The 15,941-nt window shown below is 69.6% G+C and carries 15 protein-coding genes; 5 read left to right on the forward strand and 10 right to left on the reverse strand.

Annotated elements, in window-relative coordinates:
* Nucleotides 1–45: 45 nt before the first annotated feature.
* The 5 genes from ACFQRE_RS05245 to ACFQRE_RS05265 form a co-directional block, all read right to left on the reverse strand.
* Nucleotides 46–1,125: a hypothetical protein gene (locus ACFQRE_RS05245; RefSeq protein WP_380119650.1), complete on the reverse strand. Its 1,080-nt coding sequence runs from the start codon at nucleotides 1,123–1,125 to the stop codon at nucleotides 46–48.
* Between the two features lie 77 nt (nucleotides 1,126–1,202).
* A complete protein-coding gene (locus tag ACFQRE_RS05250; protein WP_380119652.1) occupies nucleotides 1,203–1,877 on the reverse strand; it encodes a response regulator in 675 nt (224 codons plus the stop codon).
* Entirely contained in the window at nucleotides 1,874–3,097 is a 1,224-nt protein-coding gene (locus tag ACFQRE_RS05255) for a sensor histidine kinase (RefSeq protein ID WP_380119654.1), read from the reverse strand. The genes ACFQRE_RS05250 and ACFQRE_RS05255 overlap by 4 nt, the downstream gene beginning before the upstream one ends.
* Nucleotides 3,098–3,126: 29 nt before the next feature.
* The gene (locus ACFQRE_RS05260; RefSeq protein WP_380119656.1) at nucleotides 3,127–4,326 is read right to left on the reverse strand and encodes a cysteine desulfurase-like protein; all 1,200 of its coding nucleotides are present in this window, start codon (nucleotides 4,324–4,326) and stop codon (nucleotides 3,127–3,129) included.
* A 30-nt stretch (nucleotides 4,327–4,356) separates the two neighbouring features.
* Nucleotides 4,357–5,079 (reverse strand): hypothetical protein, encoded by a 723-nt coding sequence (locus ACFQRE_RS05265; RefSeq protein ID WP_380119658.1) that lies wholly within the window; start codon nucleotides 5,077–5,079, stop codon nucleotides 4,357–4,359.
* A gap of 152 nt (nucleotides 5,080–5,231) precedes the next feature.
* Here ACFQRE_RS05265 and ACFQRE_RS05270 point away from each other — a divergent pair, with 152 nt between their 5' ends.
* Nucleotides 5,232–5,822, forward strand: coding sequence for a hypothetical protein (locus ACFQRE_RS05270; protein WP_380119660.1), 591 nt, complete (start codon nucleotides 5,232–5,234; stop codon nucleotides 5,820–5,822).
* On the opposite strand, the gene ACFQRE_RS05275 is transcribed toward ACFQRE_RS05270, so the two are convergent.
* Nucleotides 5,809–6,795 (reverse strand): hypothetical protein, encoded by a 987-nt coding sequence (locus ACFQRE_RS05275; protein WP_380119662.1) that lies wholly within the window; start codon nucleotides 6,793–6,795, stop codon nucleotides 5,809–5,811. The genes ACFQRE_RS05270 and ACFQRE_RS05275 overlap by 14 nt on opposite strands.
* An 11-nt stretch (nucleotides 6,796–6,806) precedes the next feature.
* Nucleotides 6,807–8,243 (reverse strand): GuaB1 family IMP dehydrogenase-related protein, encoded by a 1,437-nt coding sequence (locus ACFQRE_RS05280; protein WP_380119664.1) that lies wholly within the window; start codon nucleotides 8,241–8,243, stop codon nucleotides 6,807–6,809.
* A gap of 40 nt (nucleotides 8,244–8,283) precedes the next feature.
* Between ACFQRE_RS05280 and ACFQRE_RS05285 the strand changes: the two genes are divergently transcribed.
* On the forward strand, nucleotides 8,284–9,537 hold the full coding sequence (locus tag ACFQRE_RS05285; protein WP_380119666.1) for a DUF445 domain-containing protein: 1,254 nt from the start codon (nucleotides 8,284–8,286) through the stop codon (nucleotides 9,535–9,537).
* A 92-nt stretch (nucleotides 9,538–9,629) separates the two neighbouring features.
* On the opposite strand, the gene ACFQRE_RS05290 is transcribed toward ACFQRE_RS05285, so the two are convergent.
* From ACFQRE_RS05290 to ACFQRE_RS05300, 3 genes are all read right to left on the reverse strand, one after another.
* Nucleotides 9,630–10,151 carry a hypothetical protein gene (locus tag ACFQRE_RS05290; protein WP_380119668.1) on the reverse strand — a complete coding sequence of 174 codons (522 nt, stop codon included), beginning with the start codon at nucleotides 10,149–10,151 and terminating at the stop codon, nucleotides 9,630–9,632.
* A gap of 124 nt (nucleotides 10,152–10,275) precedes the next feature.
* A complete protein-coding gene (locus tag ACFQRE_RS05295) occupies nucleotides 10,276–11,067 on the reverse strand; it encodes a DUF1295 domain-containing protein (protein ID WP_380119671.1) in 792 nt (263 codons plus the stop codon).
* Nucleotides 11,067–12,356 (reverse strand): class I SAM-dependent methyltransferase, encoded by a 1,290-nt coding sequence (locus tag ACFQRE_RS05300; protein ID WP_380119673.1) that lies wholly within the window; start codon nucleotides 12,354–12,356, stop codon nucleotides 11,067–11,069. The genes ACFQRE_RS05295 and ACFQRE_RS05300 overlap by 1 nt, the downstream gene beginning before the upstream one ends.
* 84 nt (nucleotides 12,357–12,440) lie before the next feature.
* Between ACFQRE_RS05300 and ACFQRE_RS05305 the strand changes: the two genes are divergently transcribed.
* Genes ACFQRE_RS05305 through ACFQRE_RS05315 form a run of 3 tightly spaced genes read left to right on the forward strand, consistent with a single transcriptional unit; the run spans nucleotide 12,441 to nucleotide 15,783 of the window.
* A complete protein-coding gene (locus tag ACFQRE_RS05305) occupies nucleotides 12,441–13,727 on the forward strand; it encodes an NAD(P)/FAD-dependent oxidoreductase (RefSeq protein WP_380119675.1) in 1,287 nt (428 codons plus the stop codon).
* A gap of 56 nt (nucleotides 13,728–13,783) precedes the next feature.
* Nucleotides 13,784–14,551, forward strand: coding sequence for a DUF1365 domain-containing protein (locus ACFQRE_RS05310; RefSeq protein WP_380119677.1), 768 nt, complete (start codon nucleotides 13,784–13,786; stop codon nucleotides 14,549–14,551).
* Nucleotides 14,548–15,783: a class I SAM-dependent methyltransferase gene (locus tag ACFQRE_RS05315; RefSeq protein WP_380119679.1), complete on the forward strand. Its 1,236-nt coding sequence runs from the start codon at nucleotides 14,548–14,550 to the stop codon at nucleotides 15,781–15,783. The genes ACFQRE_RS05310 and ACFQRE_RS05315 overlap by 4 nt, the downstream gene beginning before the upstream one ends.
* The last annotated feature ends 158 nt before the right edge of the window (nucleotides 15,784–15,941 follow it).

Below are 15,941 nucleotides of genomic sequence, written 5' to 3' on the forward strand. Positions count from 1 at the left end.
ACCGCTGCGCCGTACTGCAGCAGTGCACAGCGGGGGAGATTGACGTCAGGACCCGGCCGTGCCAGTCAGCCGACGGCGGCGATAGGCGAGGGCGGCCACGGCCAGAGCGATTCCCCATGCGGGCCACAGCATCTCCGGGGCCCACGCCGCCCAGTCCTCCTGCGCACCGGGCAGGTCGGCAAGGTGGCCGGAGAAGACCGAGCCCCAGAACCCCGTGCCGGCGGACGTGACGATCGCCGCCACGAACAGTGCAGGGATCACGGCCATGCCGACCGGTACCGGTCGCCCACCGATCACCGGCACCCACGACCAGAACACCTCGCCCCACCGCTGGACCAGACCGAGAGTGAGCAGGGCGCCGACGACCGCGAAGGCACCCAGACCGAAGCCGGCCCATTTCGCATCACCAAGGTCAACGAGGAACTCGTCACTGACTCCGAGCGGGACGCCGACGGTCCACGCGATCCGGGTCACGGCATACATGACCGGGATGACGGCCGCGATCCCCACTGCCCACCGCGTGATGAGCCGGGTTCGCTCCGGCGTGCCCCACAGGGACCGGCCGCCTCGATCGGACACGGCGTGTGCCCCAGCGACGAGCATGCCGATCCCGGCCGTTGTCGATCCCAGAGAGAGCAGGGAGCCGGTGATGACCTCCGCACTGACGCCTCCGGTCGCGACCGGCCCGACACCGAAGAGCCCGAGCAGGAGCATCGGGCCGTAGCCGACGAAGCTCAGGGAGCGAGCGTCGGCGACCGCCAGCGTGAGGATGAGTCCGACCGCGATGAGCAGCCATCCACCCATCCGGACGCGACCGACGCGACGCGATGCCGTCACAGCTGCGAGCGCGGCAGCGGCGATCAGGCCCAGCGCGATGATCAGGGCGGACACCTGCCCCGAAGTGAGGGCCGCCAGGGCGGACGCGGGTGAGTGCGTCCACGGCGGGTCGGTGTCCCGCACCAGGTGCAGCACCGCCATGGGCACGTAGGCCCCCACCCAGAGTCCGGCCAGCCAAGGGGCTGTCCTGGTGATGCGCCCCGGCCGTTGGCCGATCGCAGAGTTGTCGTATGCCGGAGGCGCCAGTTCGCCTGTGCCTGTGCCTTTTTCGTGCGAGTGAGTTGTCATGCACCCACGTTCGCCCCGAACCCACCGACGTGGCCTCGTCGCGCAGGCCCGTCCTTCTCATCCTTCAGGAGGAGGTGTCACTGACCCGGACGCACGAGACCTGACTCGTAGGCGAGCACCACTGCCTGAACCCGGTCACGCAGGCCCAGCTTGGCGAGGACGTGACCGACGTGGGTCTTCACGGTCGTGCCGGACAGGTGCATGGCCGTGGCGATCTCGGCATTCGTGGCACCCGTCGCGATCCGGCGCAACACCTCGGACTCACGTGGCGTCAGAGCCTCCAACACCGCCTCGCCACGGGACGGGTCGAAGTCCGGGGTCGAGGCGAGGTGCTCGATGAGGCGCCGCGTCGTCGAGGGGGCCACCACTGCCTGACCGGCATGCACGACCCGGATGGCCTCGATGATCTCCTCGGCCCGCGCATCCTTGAGCAGGAAGGCGCTCGCGCCGGCGCGGATCGCGGCGAACGCGTACTCATCCAGGTCGAAGGTCGTCAACGCCACGACCCGGGTGGCCGGAAGTTCGGCCGTGATCACCTCGGTCGCCTTGATCCCGTCGAGGCGCGGCATCCGCAGGTCCATGAGCACGACGTCGACCCGATGGGCCCGGACCAGCGCCAGGGCTTCGTGCCCGTCGCTGGCCTCACCGACGAGCACAAGGTCCGGCTGGGACTCCACGGTCATGCGCAGGGCGGAGCGCATCAGTTCCTGGTCATCGACCAGCGCAACACGGATCGGCTCGTCAGCCCTCATGCCGGAATCCTCGCGCACGTCTGCCACCCACCGTCGGTCTGCGGTCCCACGGCAAGGGTGCCGCCGACCAATTCGATGCGCTCATGCATCCCGATGAGCCCTCGCCCAACACCAGCCGCAGGCGCGGGCGCACCTGTCCCGTCGTCGCTGACAGTGAGGGTGAGTCCGTTCGTCCAGTCGACGCTGACGCGGGCAGTGGCGCCCCGCCCTGCGTGCTTGACGACGTTGGTCAGGGATTCCTGCACGACGCGGTATGCCGTCAGGGCCGTTCCCGGGTCGACTCGCCTCGGGTCCCCGAAGGTCTCGAGCTCGACCTGATGGCCGGTGGCCCGGACCTGCGCAACGAGTGTGGGCAGGTCGGCCAGCGTCGGCTGAGGCGCCTCGGCGCCCGACCCGTCGGCGACGGAACCGTCCCCGGCCTCACGCAACACCCCGAGCAGGCCACGCATCTGTCCGAGCGCCTCTCGCCCCTGCGAGGCGATGCCGTCGAGAATCTCCGGTGCCCGCTCGGGTTGGGTCGCCGCCAGCATGCGACCGCCCTCGGCCTGGGCGACGACGACAGCGAGCGAATGGGCGACGACGTCGTGCATCTCGCGGGCGATGCGGCGGCGTTCCTGCGCCGCAGCCCGATCGGAGAGCGCCGCCGTCCATGCCTGTCGCGTGGCACGGTAGCGGCCCAGGGCCCAGGCGGCGACGGTGCCTGCCAGCAGCGAACCGCCGAGCAGCAGCCGCCACCCGAGAGGTCCCTGGAGCGCCTCGGACGCGCTGGAGTCCCACAGGCGCACAAGGACGAGGACGCTTCCGACGAGCCCTGTGGCCAGGCCGATGGACGGCCACGGGGCAACGGTCCGGGCGCTCACGGCATACAGGAGCACGAACCACACGAGTCCACTGGGAAGGAAGACCGGAGGGACAGCGCCGCCCGACTCCGCGGCGAGTGTGCCGCCGAGGTCTGGCGCCACGACCAGGCCCAGCATGCTGGCCGAACCGATGGCGAGGGCGACCACGGGCCATTGCGTGACCAGCGGTGGGACGAGGGTGAGGTGGAGGGCGACGAGCAGCGCGGCGAGGCCCCAGCGCCAGCCGGCGTCGAGGCCGCCGTCGGCCACGGCGGACAACCCGGTCGGCAGGAGCGCGGCGGCACAGAGCGCGGCCACGCCGACCGTCACGACCATGCCGACCCAGGGCAGCGGGCCGTCCCCCTCCCACGATCTCGTCACGTCGATCAGGCTAGCCGGGAACTGGGGATTCAGCTGAGGTCGGCGAGGGCCGTCAGGAGGCGGTCGATGTCGCTGCCGTCGGTGTAGGGCGCGAGTCCGACCCGGACGCCACCCCCGTCCCCGAGCCCCAGATGACGTGAAGCCTCGATCGCGTAGAAGTGCCCGGCCGGCGCGTTGACGCCGCTCTCGGCCAGGGCCCGCCGCACCTCCTGGGGCGACTTCCCGTCCACGGTGAAAAGAACGGTGGGCGTGCGCTTGCGAGCATTCGAGAACAGCCGCACACCCGGCATACCCAGCAGTCCGGCTTCGAGCCGGTCGAGGAGCCGGTGCTCGTGCTGCTGCAACGCGTCGAAGCTCGCGAGGATGCGTTCGCGACGCGAGCCGGTCGCGGACGGGTCCAAACCGGCGAGCACGTCGACCGCGGCAGTCGCACCGGCCAGCAGCTCATAGGGCAGCGTCCCCAACTCAAAACGCTCGGGCACCGCATCGCTGGACGGCAGCAGCTTGTCCATCGTCAGGGTCTCGAGCAGTGCGGGGGAGGCCGCCACGACGCCGAGGTGGGGGCCGAGGAACTTGTAGGGCGAGCAGGTCCAGAAGTCAACGCCGAGCACCTCCAGGTCGACCGAGGCATGAGCTGTCGAGTGCACCCCGTCGACCCAGTGCATCGCCCCGACCTCGTGGACGGCCCGGGCGATCTTGCAGACGGGCGGTTTGGTGCCGATGAGGTTGGAGGCGGCACTCGTCGCGACGAGTCGGGTGCGTTCGGTGATGAGAGAGGTCACTGCCTCGGAGTGCAGCTCGCCCGTCTCGGCCTCGAAGTCGGCCCACTTGACGACAGCACCCACCGACTCGGCTGCCTGGACCCACGGGCGGATGTTGGAGTCGTGGTCGAGGCGGGTGACGATGACCTCGTCGCCGGCCCTCCAGGTGCGGGCCAGGGCCCGCGACAGGTCGTAGGTCAGTGCCGTGGCGCTGCGCCCGAAGACGACACCTCGCGGGTCGGCGCCGAGCAGGTCCGCCATGGCGGCGCGTGCCTCGACGACCACCGACTCGGCTCGTCGTTCGCTCGCCGTGACGTCGCCACGGTTGGAGATCGCCGACACCAAGGTGTCGCGCACGGCCTCCGCCACCGGGGTCGGGGTCTGGGACCCGCCGGGCCCATCGAAGTGGGCCGCTCCTTCGCGGAGCGCCGGGAAGAGTGAGCGGACCGCTTCAACGTCATAGGTCATGACGTCAACGTACCCATGTCACGGCGATGCTCAGGTGCAGGCCGGGGCCTTCGCGACCACCGCCGCGGCGGCCGCGTAGGCGGGCACGCTCTTCTGCGCGCTGCCCACGGCCTTCACCCACGTCGTGAAGTAGGCGCCACCATCGGTGTGCGCCTTCTTGTCCATCATGCGCAGGTGGGCGGACCACTCGTCCTGCACCTTGGTGCCGGTGAGCCGGACGGCCTCGAGGGCCTTGAGTCGCGTCGTGCAGGCAGCGATGTCAGCATCCGCTGATGCGGCCCTGGCGGCATCGCCGCACGCAGCTCCCGTCGCCGTGAACGCCTTGGTCGTCGCCGCGATGGCCTTCTCGTCCGCGAGACCGAACGACTTCGACGCGGCATACTGCGCCTTCGTCTGCGCCAGGGTGAACTTCCCGTTCTTCTTCTGGAGGTAGGCGTCGGTGTGCGCCTTCCAGTGGGCGGCGGAGTTCTTGGCGGCGGCGGCGATGCCCTCGGCGGCCCTGACCTGAGCGACACATGCTGCGCGCACCTCGGCTGAGGCTGTCGTGGCGTCGGGGGTGCTGGGTGATGGCGTGGATGACGGTGTGGAGGCCGAGGGTGTTGGCTCCGGCGTGGACGACGCAGGTGCGCTCACGCTCGCCGAGGTGCTGGGTCCGGCGCTGGCCGAACCTGGGTCGTCCTTGAGGATCGAGCCCATCGCCCACGTGCCGCCGCCTGCGACGAGGACGACGCCTGCGACCACGACGGCGGTCACCAGGCTGGCATTCGTTCCGGAGTGTCTCCCCACCTGCCTGATGGTTCCAGCCGTTCGTTCACGGGGAAGGCGAATGGCTCATTTGGTGTCCGCGACCTCGCAAATGGTCCGTTTGGGGCACGGTGTACCCCCCTATGGCCTTGTATGTGGCCATGACCTCCTCCACTGACAGTTCCGTGGAGGGAAGTTCGCCACGCCCATGGGCCTCGGCCATGCGTCAGGTCCAGTGGCGTTGGCACGCCATCGTCACAGCGGGCTGGGCCCTCGCCCTGGCCTTGTCACCCTTCCTCGAGGCGTCCGGCGTCGGCCATGACATCGCCCTCGGCGGGCACCTCATCGGCATGGTTGTCGGCTTCGGGGCAGTGCTGCTCGTGGACTGGCACGGTCTCGTCTGGCTGTCGGGGCTGCGCACCTTCCGTGACTCGCTGCGGATCGGCGAGGCGGCCCACCCACTCGTGTGGATGGGCCTGCTCCTGATCATCGTCACGGGCGCGTTCCTCGGCCCCGACCTTCGCGAACCGACGACCTGGGTCAAGCAGTTGGCCGTCCTGGCCCTGGTCAACAACGGGGTGGCGGTGCGCCGGCTGGGGGCTCGGTTGAGCCTCCTCAAGCCACGGATCCACGGGATCTCCGAGCTGCCCCGACGTCACCGGATCGCGATGATCGCCAGTCTCGTCGTCTCTCAGGTGGCGTGGTGGACGGCCGGGATCGTCGGCTTTCTCGCGACCCTCAGCCGCCGCTGAGCCACGAGTAGCGCCGCACCGTCTCGCCGTCGAGGACGGTGAGACCCGTGTCGTCGATGCGCAGCGTGTGGAGCGCTTCGCGACTGACAACCCGTCCGGTATGCCGTCCGCTCACCGTGAGTGTCGGCCTTCCGTCGCCGAACGGCCACCACCACACGCCCGAACGCGTCGAGGTGGTCGTGGTCGTCGCTGACGCGTCCGACCCGGGCTTGGCCCCCGCTTCAGCTCCGGTTGCGGCGGCGGGGCAGGGGCCAGGGGTCGAGGCGATCGACGTGCGGTCCAGGGTCTGGAACGTCGTGCGGGTGCACTGGCCGCCCGAGGTCGTGCTCAGGGTCAGGGCGCCGTCTCGGCCGACGGAGGCGACGGCGGCCGGTCGGAGCACGACCCGGCTGGTTGCGGGGTCGACGAGCAGGAGCGTGCCGTCGGAGGCAGTGAGGACCCCGACGGTCGGCAGGCTTCCGTCCGCGCCGACCGTGGGCTTCGACGTGCCGGTGGCCGTCGGCTGAGGGGTCTGCCACGACTCCTTGCCGTTGTTGTCCACACCGATGAGCCGGCAGGCGACCGGCGTCCCACCGCAGGCCTGCGCGACCGTCAGCGACGGGGCCGCCGCCACGAGGGCGAGCTGGTGGGCCGGAGGGCCCTGCCACGTCCATCGGGAGCGCCCGTCGAGTCCCGCCCCATCGAGCCTCGACCCCTGCAGGACGAGCAGGCGACCCGCGCCGATGGCCGGGGTCCCGTCGGTCACCGAGCCGAGGGTGATGCGCGTGCCACTGACGAGGTCGATGGCGACCGTCGAGTCGGCGCCCACGAGGGCGCGCCCACCGAGTACCTCGCCGCGCACGGCAGCGGTCTCCCACTCGCCCTCAAGGCCCTGTGTCCGTGGCGTCGTGAGCCAGCCGACCACAAGGGTGAGGACGACAACGAAAGCCGCGAGGACGGCATACGCGATCGGTCGACGCGAGGTGGCGCGCACGCCGGGCAGGGTCACCAGGACTGGTGCAGCGGGCGGCCTTCGGCAAAGCCGGCGGTGCTCTGGATGCCAACCGTCGCGCGCTCGTGGAACTCGGCGAGGGTGCGCGCGCCGGCATAGGTGCAGCTGCTGCGGAGGCCGGCGATGATCTCGTCGATGACGTCCTCGACCGAGGGGCGGGCGGGGTCGATGAACATGCGGGCCGAGCTGATGCCCTCCTCGAACATGGCCTTGCGGGCGCGCTCGTAGGCGGAGTCGGTCGCGGTCCGGTTGCGCACGGCACGCGAGGACGCCATGCCGAAGGACTCCTTGAACTGGCGGCCCTTCTCGTCGCTGAAGAGGTCGCCGGGTGACTCGAGCGTGCCGGCGAACCACGAGCCGATCATGACGTTGGACGCCCCGGCGGCGAGGGCGAGGGCCACGTCGCGGGGGTGGCGGACACCGCCGTCGGCCCAGACGTGCTTGCCGAGCTCCCTTGCAGCAGAGGCGCATTCGAGGACTGCGGAGAACTGCGGGCGACCCACAGCCGTCATCATGCGGGTGGTGCACATGGCTCCGGGGCCGACGCCGACCTTGACGATGTCAGCGCCCGCCTTGATGAGGTCCCGGGTGCCAGCGGCGCTGACGACGTTGCCGGCGACGATCGGAACCTGGGGGTCGAGGTCGCGCACGGCCTTGAGGGCCTCGAGCATCTTGCGCTGGTGGCCGTGAGCGGTGTCGATGACGAGGACGTCCGCGCCGGCTTCGAGAAGCTGTGCGGCCTTGGCTGCGACGTCGCCGTTGATGCCGACCGCCGCGCCGATGCGGAGCGCGCCGTTGGCGTCGAGCGCAGGGGAATAGAGGTTGGCGCGCAGTGCTCCTTGGCGGGTGAGGACTCCGACGAGCGTGCCGTCCGCGGCGACGACCGGAGCGAGGCGACGACGACTCTCGTTGAGGGTGTCGAAGGCTCCGACGACGTCAACGTCGTCGCGCACGGTGACGAGGTCACGCGACATGACGTCACGCACCTGGACGAAGCGGTCGACCCCGCCGAGGTCCTTCTCGGTCACGACGCCAATCGGCTTGTCGCCCTCGATGACGACCGCCGCGCCGTGGGCCCGCTTGCCGATGAGGACCTGCGCCTCGCCGACGGTGGTGTGCGGGTCGAGGGTGATGGCCGTGTCGAAGACGAGGTGGCGCTGCTTGGTCCAGCCGATGACCTCGCTGACGACGTCACGAGGGATGTCCTGCGGGATGATCGTCAGCGCTCCACGGCGAGCGGTCGTCTCGGCCATGCGGCGTCCGGCGATGGCGGTCATGTTGGCGACGACGAGGGGGATGGTCGTGCCCGTGTCGTCGTCGGAGCTGAGGTCGACGTCAAGGCGGCTGGTGACATCCGACTGGTTCGGCACCATGAAGACGTCGTCGTAGGTGAGGTCGAACTGCGGCTGGAGGTCGTTGAGGAAATGCACGGCACCACTCTATGAGGCGAGGTGTAGCAGGATCGTGCCTGTGAGTCTCCTGGCCCCGTCACCCGCCGACGCGCAGCGCCGCGTCGGCCTGCGCCGCATGCGCGCGCTTGCCCTCGCTCTGCTCGTGCTCGCCGCGATCGTGTATGCCGTGACGTTGCGTCACGAGACCGGTTGGCTGGGCTACGTCAAGGCCGGGGCCGAGGCCGCGATGATCGGGGCGCTCGCGGACTGGTTCGCGGTGACGGCACTGTTCCGCCACCCGTTGGGGATCCCGGTGCCGCACACGGCGATCATCCCCAAGCGCAAGAACGAGATCGGACGCAACCTCCAGGACTTCGTCACGGAGAACTTCCTCACCGAGGAGATCGCGCGTGAGCGGCTCACGGCGGCCCGGGTCGGGGAGCGGTTGGGGTTGTGGCTCGGCGAGGCCCAGCACCGTCAACGGGTGATGGCCGAGGTCGTCCGGGCAACCCGCGCTGGCTTGGGGCGCATGTCCGATGACGACGTGCGCGAGGTCATCGAGAAGTTCGTCCTGCCCCGACTGGCGACCGAGCCGATCAGTCCGATCGCCGGCTCGCTCCTCGAGGGCGTCGTGGCGGAGAAGACGCACCACGGACTCGTGGACCTCGGCCTCGAGCAGCTGCACGACTGGCTCAGGGAGAACCCGGGCACGTTCCAAGCCGTGATCGGCGAGCGCGCGCCGTGGTGGTCACCGCCATGGGTGGATGACAAGGTCATCGGCTGGAGCTATCAGCAGGTGCTCACCTGGCTGCACGACATCCAGGTCACGCCCAACCATCCGGCGCGTTTGGCCCTCGACGACCTGCTGGCTCGGCTGGCTCACGACCTACAGACCGACGAGGACGTCATGCAGCGGGCCGAGTCGCTCAAGGCCCGGCTGCTGTCCCACCCTCAGGTGCCCGAGACCGCGGTCGGGTTGTGGAACTCGTTCAAGGCCGCGCTGGAGGCAGCCATGGACGACTCGCAGTCCTACCTCCACGTGCGCGGTGAGGAGCTCCTCGAGCACCTCGGCCAGCACCTGGTCGAGGACGAGGAATGGCGCTCGCGGCTCGAAGGGCACCTCGGGGAGGCCGTGTCGTTCTTCGTCAACACCTACGGATCCGAGCTGGCCGAGGTGATCTCGGTGACGGTCGAGAAGTGGGACGGGCGCGAGGCCTCGGAGCGGATCGAGCTGCAGGTCGGGCGCGACCTGCAGTTCATCCGGATCAACGGCACGATCGTCGGCGCCCTCGCCGGGATCGTCATCCACGCCCTGAGCTCCATCGCCCGCTGACCCACTGCCGGGCGGGCCAGCTCCTGGCCCACAGCGACGAGTCCGGGTGCGTCACGGGCGTCGGCCGCTGTGGGCCATGAGTCAGGGTCGGGTCAGATGTCCCGGCGGGAGCGGCGGGTGAGGTCGCCGTCGTCGCCGTCGTCGAGGCGACGGGTGTCGTCACCCACGCGGTCGGAGTCGCGCAGGCGGGCGTCGTCGTCGGCGCGGAGGCCGTCCCGATCATCAGCGCGGAGGCCGTCCCGCTCATCAGCGCGGTAGCCGTCGGCGCTGGTGTCGACGTCGGGGTCGAGCTCATCTGCCCGCCGCATCTTCTCGTCGAGCTCGGAGCGGGTCTCCGCTGCCGCGGTGCCGCGTCGGGCCCGCTCGTTCTCGAGCTTCTCCGCCTCGGCCAGCTTGAGCTCGGCATCGGCACGCGCCTGACGGGCTGCGGCATCCGCCTGACTCGCGTGCGCCTCGCGTTCATGGAGGACTTGTGAGTGCTCCTGGGCCTCCTCGCGCACCTCAGAGGCCTGTTGGCGCCGGGACTCCTCGCTCCGCTTCCGCATCTGCATGAGGAGCAGCGCAAGCAGGGCGAGCACGACGACTGCGATGACCAACCACCAGATGGTGTCCATGGGGTTCACTCCTTCGGTGTGGTGAGGAAAAGTCCTCAGCACCTTTGAAAGTAGCCCCCAGAGGCGGCTTCCGGTGGCTTGGTGCAGGGTGAGAAACGGCCAGTGACCAGCCAGAATGCTGCCGTCAGCTCGCGGATGGCCTACGGGGAGGTCGCGGGAAGAACATCGAGGTGCGCTGCATGTATTCGGGGTAGCCGGGACGTTTGGCCATCTCGGACTCCAGCAGCCGCGCCCCGGTGGCGAAGGCGAGGAAGTAGGTCATGACGATCGGCGAGAACACCGTCAGCACTGCTGGCCAGACCTCGGACGCAATGAGCCACAGCCCCCACCAGACTGCGGCGTCACCGAAGTAGTTCGGGTGCCGTGTCCACGCCCACAGGCCGCGATCCATGATCCGACCCTTGTTGGCCGGGTCCGCCTTGAACCGAGCCAGCTGCGCGTCGCCGATCGCCTCGAACCCGATCCCCACGAGGAACACGACGACGCCGAGCGCTGCCACCCAGCCGAGCGGGTGCAACCCCGTTGCCGCCGCGGCTACCTGAAGGGGCAGAGAGACGACGTATGCCGCGAGGCCCTGGACGACGAACACCTTGCGGACGGCATACGCAAAACGCTTTTCCGGCGGCGCCGCGGACAGCATCTTCTCGTAGCGGGGGTCCTCGCCGGCACCCAGCGCCCGGCGGCGGATGTGCCACGCCAGACGCCCACCCCACACGGTCACGAGCACAGCGAGCAGGATCCCGCGGGGGCCCGCACCGAAGAAGGCGCAGACCCCCGCGATGACCACGAAGACGAGGCCCCACGCGATGTCGACGACACTGATCCTGCCGAGCCGTCGGGCAATGAGGGCAGTGACGCCCATGACGACGGCAGCGGCGACGAGTGAGCTGAGCGTGACGAGCAGGAAACGATGCATCAACGCACCGTGTCATGCGCCACGGGTGCCCCGCCTGAACGACGGGACAGGATCTGGTCGACACCCATGCGGCCGTCACGGAACGCCTGGCTGCCTCCGACGAGATACAGCCGCCACACGCGGGCGACCTCCTCACCGACGAGTTCGACGACGGCCGCCCAGTTCTTCTCGAACGTCTCGAGCCACGCATCGACGGTCCACACGTAGTGCTCCCGCATCGCGTGCACGTCACGCACCTCCAGCCCGCCGGACTCGATGAGCTCGACCGTCTCGCCGACAGGCCGCATGTGCATGTCGGGCGCGATGAACGACTCGATGAACGGCCCTCCACCGGGGTGACGTCCACGACGTGACATCTGCTGGATGAGGACATATCCGCCGGGCTTCACCGCTTCGCGAAGGACGGACACATAGGCCGGGTAGTTGCCCTGGCCGACATGCTCACCCATCTCGAGCGACGCCACCGCGTCGTACGGCCCGTCGTTCACCTCGCGGTAGTCCTGCAGCCGGATCTCGACCCGGTCCTCGAGGCCGCGCTCGCGGATGCGGGCGTCGATGAACGCCTTCTGCTCCTTGGCGATGGTCACGCCGGTGACCTTCGCGCCGTAGTGCTCTGCGGCATACAGGGACAGAGAACCCCAGCCACAGCCCACGTCGAGGAAATGCGAACCCTCGTACAGACCGATCTTGCGGCAGACGAGATCGAGCTTGGCGGACTGGGCGGACTCCAGCGACTGCTGGGTCCGGTTGGGGTCTGCGCTCCACCACCCCGAGGAGTAGGCCATGTGCGGGTCGAGCAGGAGCTCGTAGAACGCGTTGGAGAGGTCGTAGTGGTGGCTGATGGCCGACCGGTCACGACCAACGGAGTGCAGCCGACCGCGCAGCCGGGCCTGGCTCGCCGGAGCCTCGAGCGGCCCGCGGAGGACACCCACCTCACGGGCCAGGGCCACGAGTCGCGGCGCCGAGCGGGCAAGCGCACCCACCGGCAGGCGATCGACTCCACGCTCGGCGAGGACGGTGCGGGCCACGTCGAGCGCCTCGCCGACGTCGCCCTGGACGTCGATCTCGCCGGTCACGTAGGCCTGCGCCGCGCCGAGCTCACCCGGCGACCACAACAGTCGCCGCAGCGCCTGCGGTGAGCGCAGAACGAGGACCGGCCCCTCCTCCGGTCCCGCTCGGGAGCCGTCCCATGCCCGCAGCCCGATGGGAAGTGGCCCACGCAGGAGGGGAACCAGCGCGTCGGCGATCCGGGGGGCGAGGTCAGGGGATGAAGTGCTCACAGTCGTCATTCGTAGGGCTCCCTCGCGCGGATTGGGTGCATGGCGGCCAAGATGGACCCAATCCAATCTCACCCGGCGCGACGAATGGACAGCATGACCTCGACAGCCGCCGCCCCTCGCACCGCTGTCGTCGGCTCCGGAGTGTCCGGGTTGACGGCGGCGCACGTGCTCTCGCGGCACCACCACGTCACCCTGTTCGAAGCCGATCCCCGGCTCGGCGGACACGCCCACACCCACACCGTCGAGACCTCGGACGGTGAGGGTGCCGTCCGCGTCGACACCGGATTCATCGTCCACAACGACCGCACGTACCCCCACCTGCAGCGGCTCTTCGGTGAGCTCGACATCCCCGTACGCGACACGGAGATGTCGATGTCGATCCTGGACCCCGCGAGTGGCCTGCAGTACGCCGGCGGCCGTGGCATCACCGGCTTCCTCGCCCGACCCCGTCAGCTGCTCTCCCGCGACTTCCTCACGATGCTGCGCTCGGTGCGTCGCTTCCACACCGAGGCCACCGCCTTCCTCTCAGCGACCGATGCCGACGACCGGACGACCTATGGGGAGTTCATCGCCGCGCGCAGCTTCCCGTCGAGCTTCGTCGAGTTGTATGCCGTGCCGCTCGTCTCGTGCGTGTGGTCCAGCGGGCGCGGCGACGCCATGGACTACCCCGCGCGCTACCTCTTCGAGTTCCTCGACCACCACGGGATGCTCAGCGTCACCGGGTCACCGCAGTGGCGCACCGTCGTGGGCGGCTCGGCCACCTACGTCGAGGCGCTCGCCGCGCGACTGACCGATGTGCGACGTGGGCAGGGAGTCCTCGGAATCGAGCGCGACGACGACGCAGTCACCATCACGACCCGGGCCGGCGACGAGCGATTCGACCACGTCGTCATCGCCACCCACGCCGACGACGCCCTGCACCTGCTCGTCGACGCGACCCCCGCCGAGAAGGAGGTCCTGGGCGCGTTCCGCTACTCGCGCAACGAGACCGTGCTCCACCGCGACGAGTCGCTCCTGCCGTCCGCGAAGTGGGCCCGCGCGTCCTGGAACTACCGCGTGGCTCGCCCCGGCCACGACGAGGGAACAACCGGACCCGTCGTCACCTATGACATGACGCGCCTGCAGGGCCTGCCGTCCGCCGACCCGCTCTACGTCACCCTCAACGCGACGGCTCTCATCGACCCGGCCAAGGTCATCGCGGTCATGGACTACGCCCACCCCATCCACGACCTCGACGCCGTGCGCGCCCAGCGCCGCCGCGACGAGATCACCACCACCCGCACGGCCTTCGCCGGTGCGCACTGGGGCTGGGGCTTCCACGAGGACGGCTGCCGCTCCGGCGTCGAGGCCGCCCATGCTCTCGGGGTGCAGTGGACATGACGGTGGACATGCCAGCCCTCTCCACGGATGTTGGGGTTGTGACGGATGCTGGGGTCGTGACGGATGCTGGGGTCGTGGCGCTGGATCTCCCCACCCTGCCGGCCCTCGTCGTCGGTCGGGTCCACCACACCCGGCACATGCCGATGCGCCACACGTTCACCCACCGGCACTACCAGTGGCTCATCGACCTCGATGAGCCCCTGACCCTCCCGGCCTGGCTGAGCCCGGTCGCATCCTTTCACCCGGAAGACCACCTGGCCGGCTCCGGATCCCACGCCGAGCTCAAGGCGAACGTCCTGCGCTGTCTCGAGCGCAGCGGCATACCCGCCGAGGGTGTGACGCGCGTCGTCGCACTGACGAACGCCCGCGTCCTCGGGCACGTCTTCGACCCGATGACCGCCTACTGGTGCCTCACGGACACCGGAGTCCTGCGCGGTGTCGTCGTGGAAGTGCACAACACCTACGGCGGACGGCATGCGTATGCCGTCGCGCCCGATCCCAGCGGCGCCGCCTCCGTGGACAAGGACTTCTACGTCTCACCCTTCAACGACACGTCGGGGGAGTACGCGATCCGGTTCCACCTCGACGCCGACCGGGTGTCCGTGGGCATCAGGCTGCACCGCGAGGGCCAGCTCGTGCTCACCGCCGTGGTCGAGGGTGAGCTCGTCCCCGCGACGCCGCGCTCCGTGCTGGCCACTGTCGCCCGCCACCCCCTCATGACCCAGCGGGTGACCGCACTCATCCGGATGCACGGCATCCGACTGTGGGCCCGCCGCCTGCCTGTCCAACCCCGTCCCCCTGCCTCCGAGGAGAGCGTCCGATGACTACCGATGTCCTTCCGTCCTTCGAAATCCCCACTGCCAAGACGCTGTTCACGCGGGGAGCCGTCGCGCGCACGCTGATCCACAAGATCGTCGCCGGTGTGCCGGTGCGGTTGCGCTACCCCGACGGTTCGCACGTTGGCGGCGGCAGCGAGGCTGGTCCGACGCTCGACATCGTTCGTGCCGCCGCGATGTATCGGCGCATCGAGCAGCACCCCAAGATCGGTCTGGGCGAGGCCTACATGGCCGGCGACTGGCGCGCGGCCCCCGGCACCGACCTCGCCCAGGCACTGTTGCCGTTCGCGGCCAGGATGGGGCAGCTCCTGCCCAAGCCCCTGCTGTCCCTGCGACGCATCGCTGACCGCGCCCTGCCCGCCGGCACCCGCAACACGCTCACCGGCAGCCGCGCCAACATCGAGGCGCACTACGACCTCTCCAACGACCTCTTTGCCGCGTTCCTCGACCCGACGATGTCCTATTCGTCGGCCCTGTTCGACCACACCAAGCCGCTGGCCGGCCAGGACCTCGTCGAGGCACAGCACCGCAAGATCGACGCCATCCTCGACTCGACGGCCGTCGGCCCGGGCTCGCGCGTCCTCGAGATCGGCACGGGCTGGGGCGAACTCGCGCTGCGCGCAGCGGCCCGCGGCGCCGACGTCCTGTCGATCACCCTCTCCCACGAGCAGCGGGCGCTGGCCCAGGAACGCATCGCCGCCGCCGGTCTCACCGACCGCGTCGAGGTGCGGCTGCAGGACTACCGCGAGGTGACGGGGGAGTTCGATGCCATCGTCTCGGTCGAGATGATCGAGGCCGTGGGCGAGGAGTACTGGCCGACGTACTTCGGGGCGATCGACAACCTCCTGGCACCCGGTGGCACTGCTGCCGTCCAGGCGATTCTCATGGACCACAACCGCTACCTCGCGACCCGCAACTCCTACGGCTGGATCCAGAAGTACATCTTCCCCGGTGGCCTCATCCCCTCACTGGACGCGATCTCGGAGGTGACCGGACGGCATACGGGACTGAAGGTTCGCGACGTGCGCGCGTTCGGCGGCGACTACGCAGAAACGTTGCGGCGCTGGCGTTTTCAGTTTCTCGAGGCGTGGCCGCAGATCGAGGGCGGCACGTTCGACGAGACGTTCAAGCGGATGTGGGAGTTCTACCTCGCCTACTGCGAGGCCGGATTCGCCTCTGGCTATCTCGACGTCGCCCAGGTGACCCTGCGCCGCGACTGAGGCCACTTTGCCGGCCGCAGACCTTCGCTCCACGAAGTCGGCCGACAGTGTTCAGCATCCATTCATGCTGCGCTGCTGACCTCTCGAAAGTTCGGTGCGCGTTTCCCCTGCGTTCGTCGTAGGGGACCCGCCACGTCTCCCTCGCGCTCGTAACTTCC

This window comes from Knoellia pratensis, assembly GCF_042666395.1.
GTDB lineage: Bacteria > Actinomycetota > Actinomycetes > Actinomycetales > Dermatophilaceae > Knoellia > Knoellia pratensis.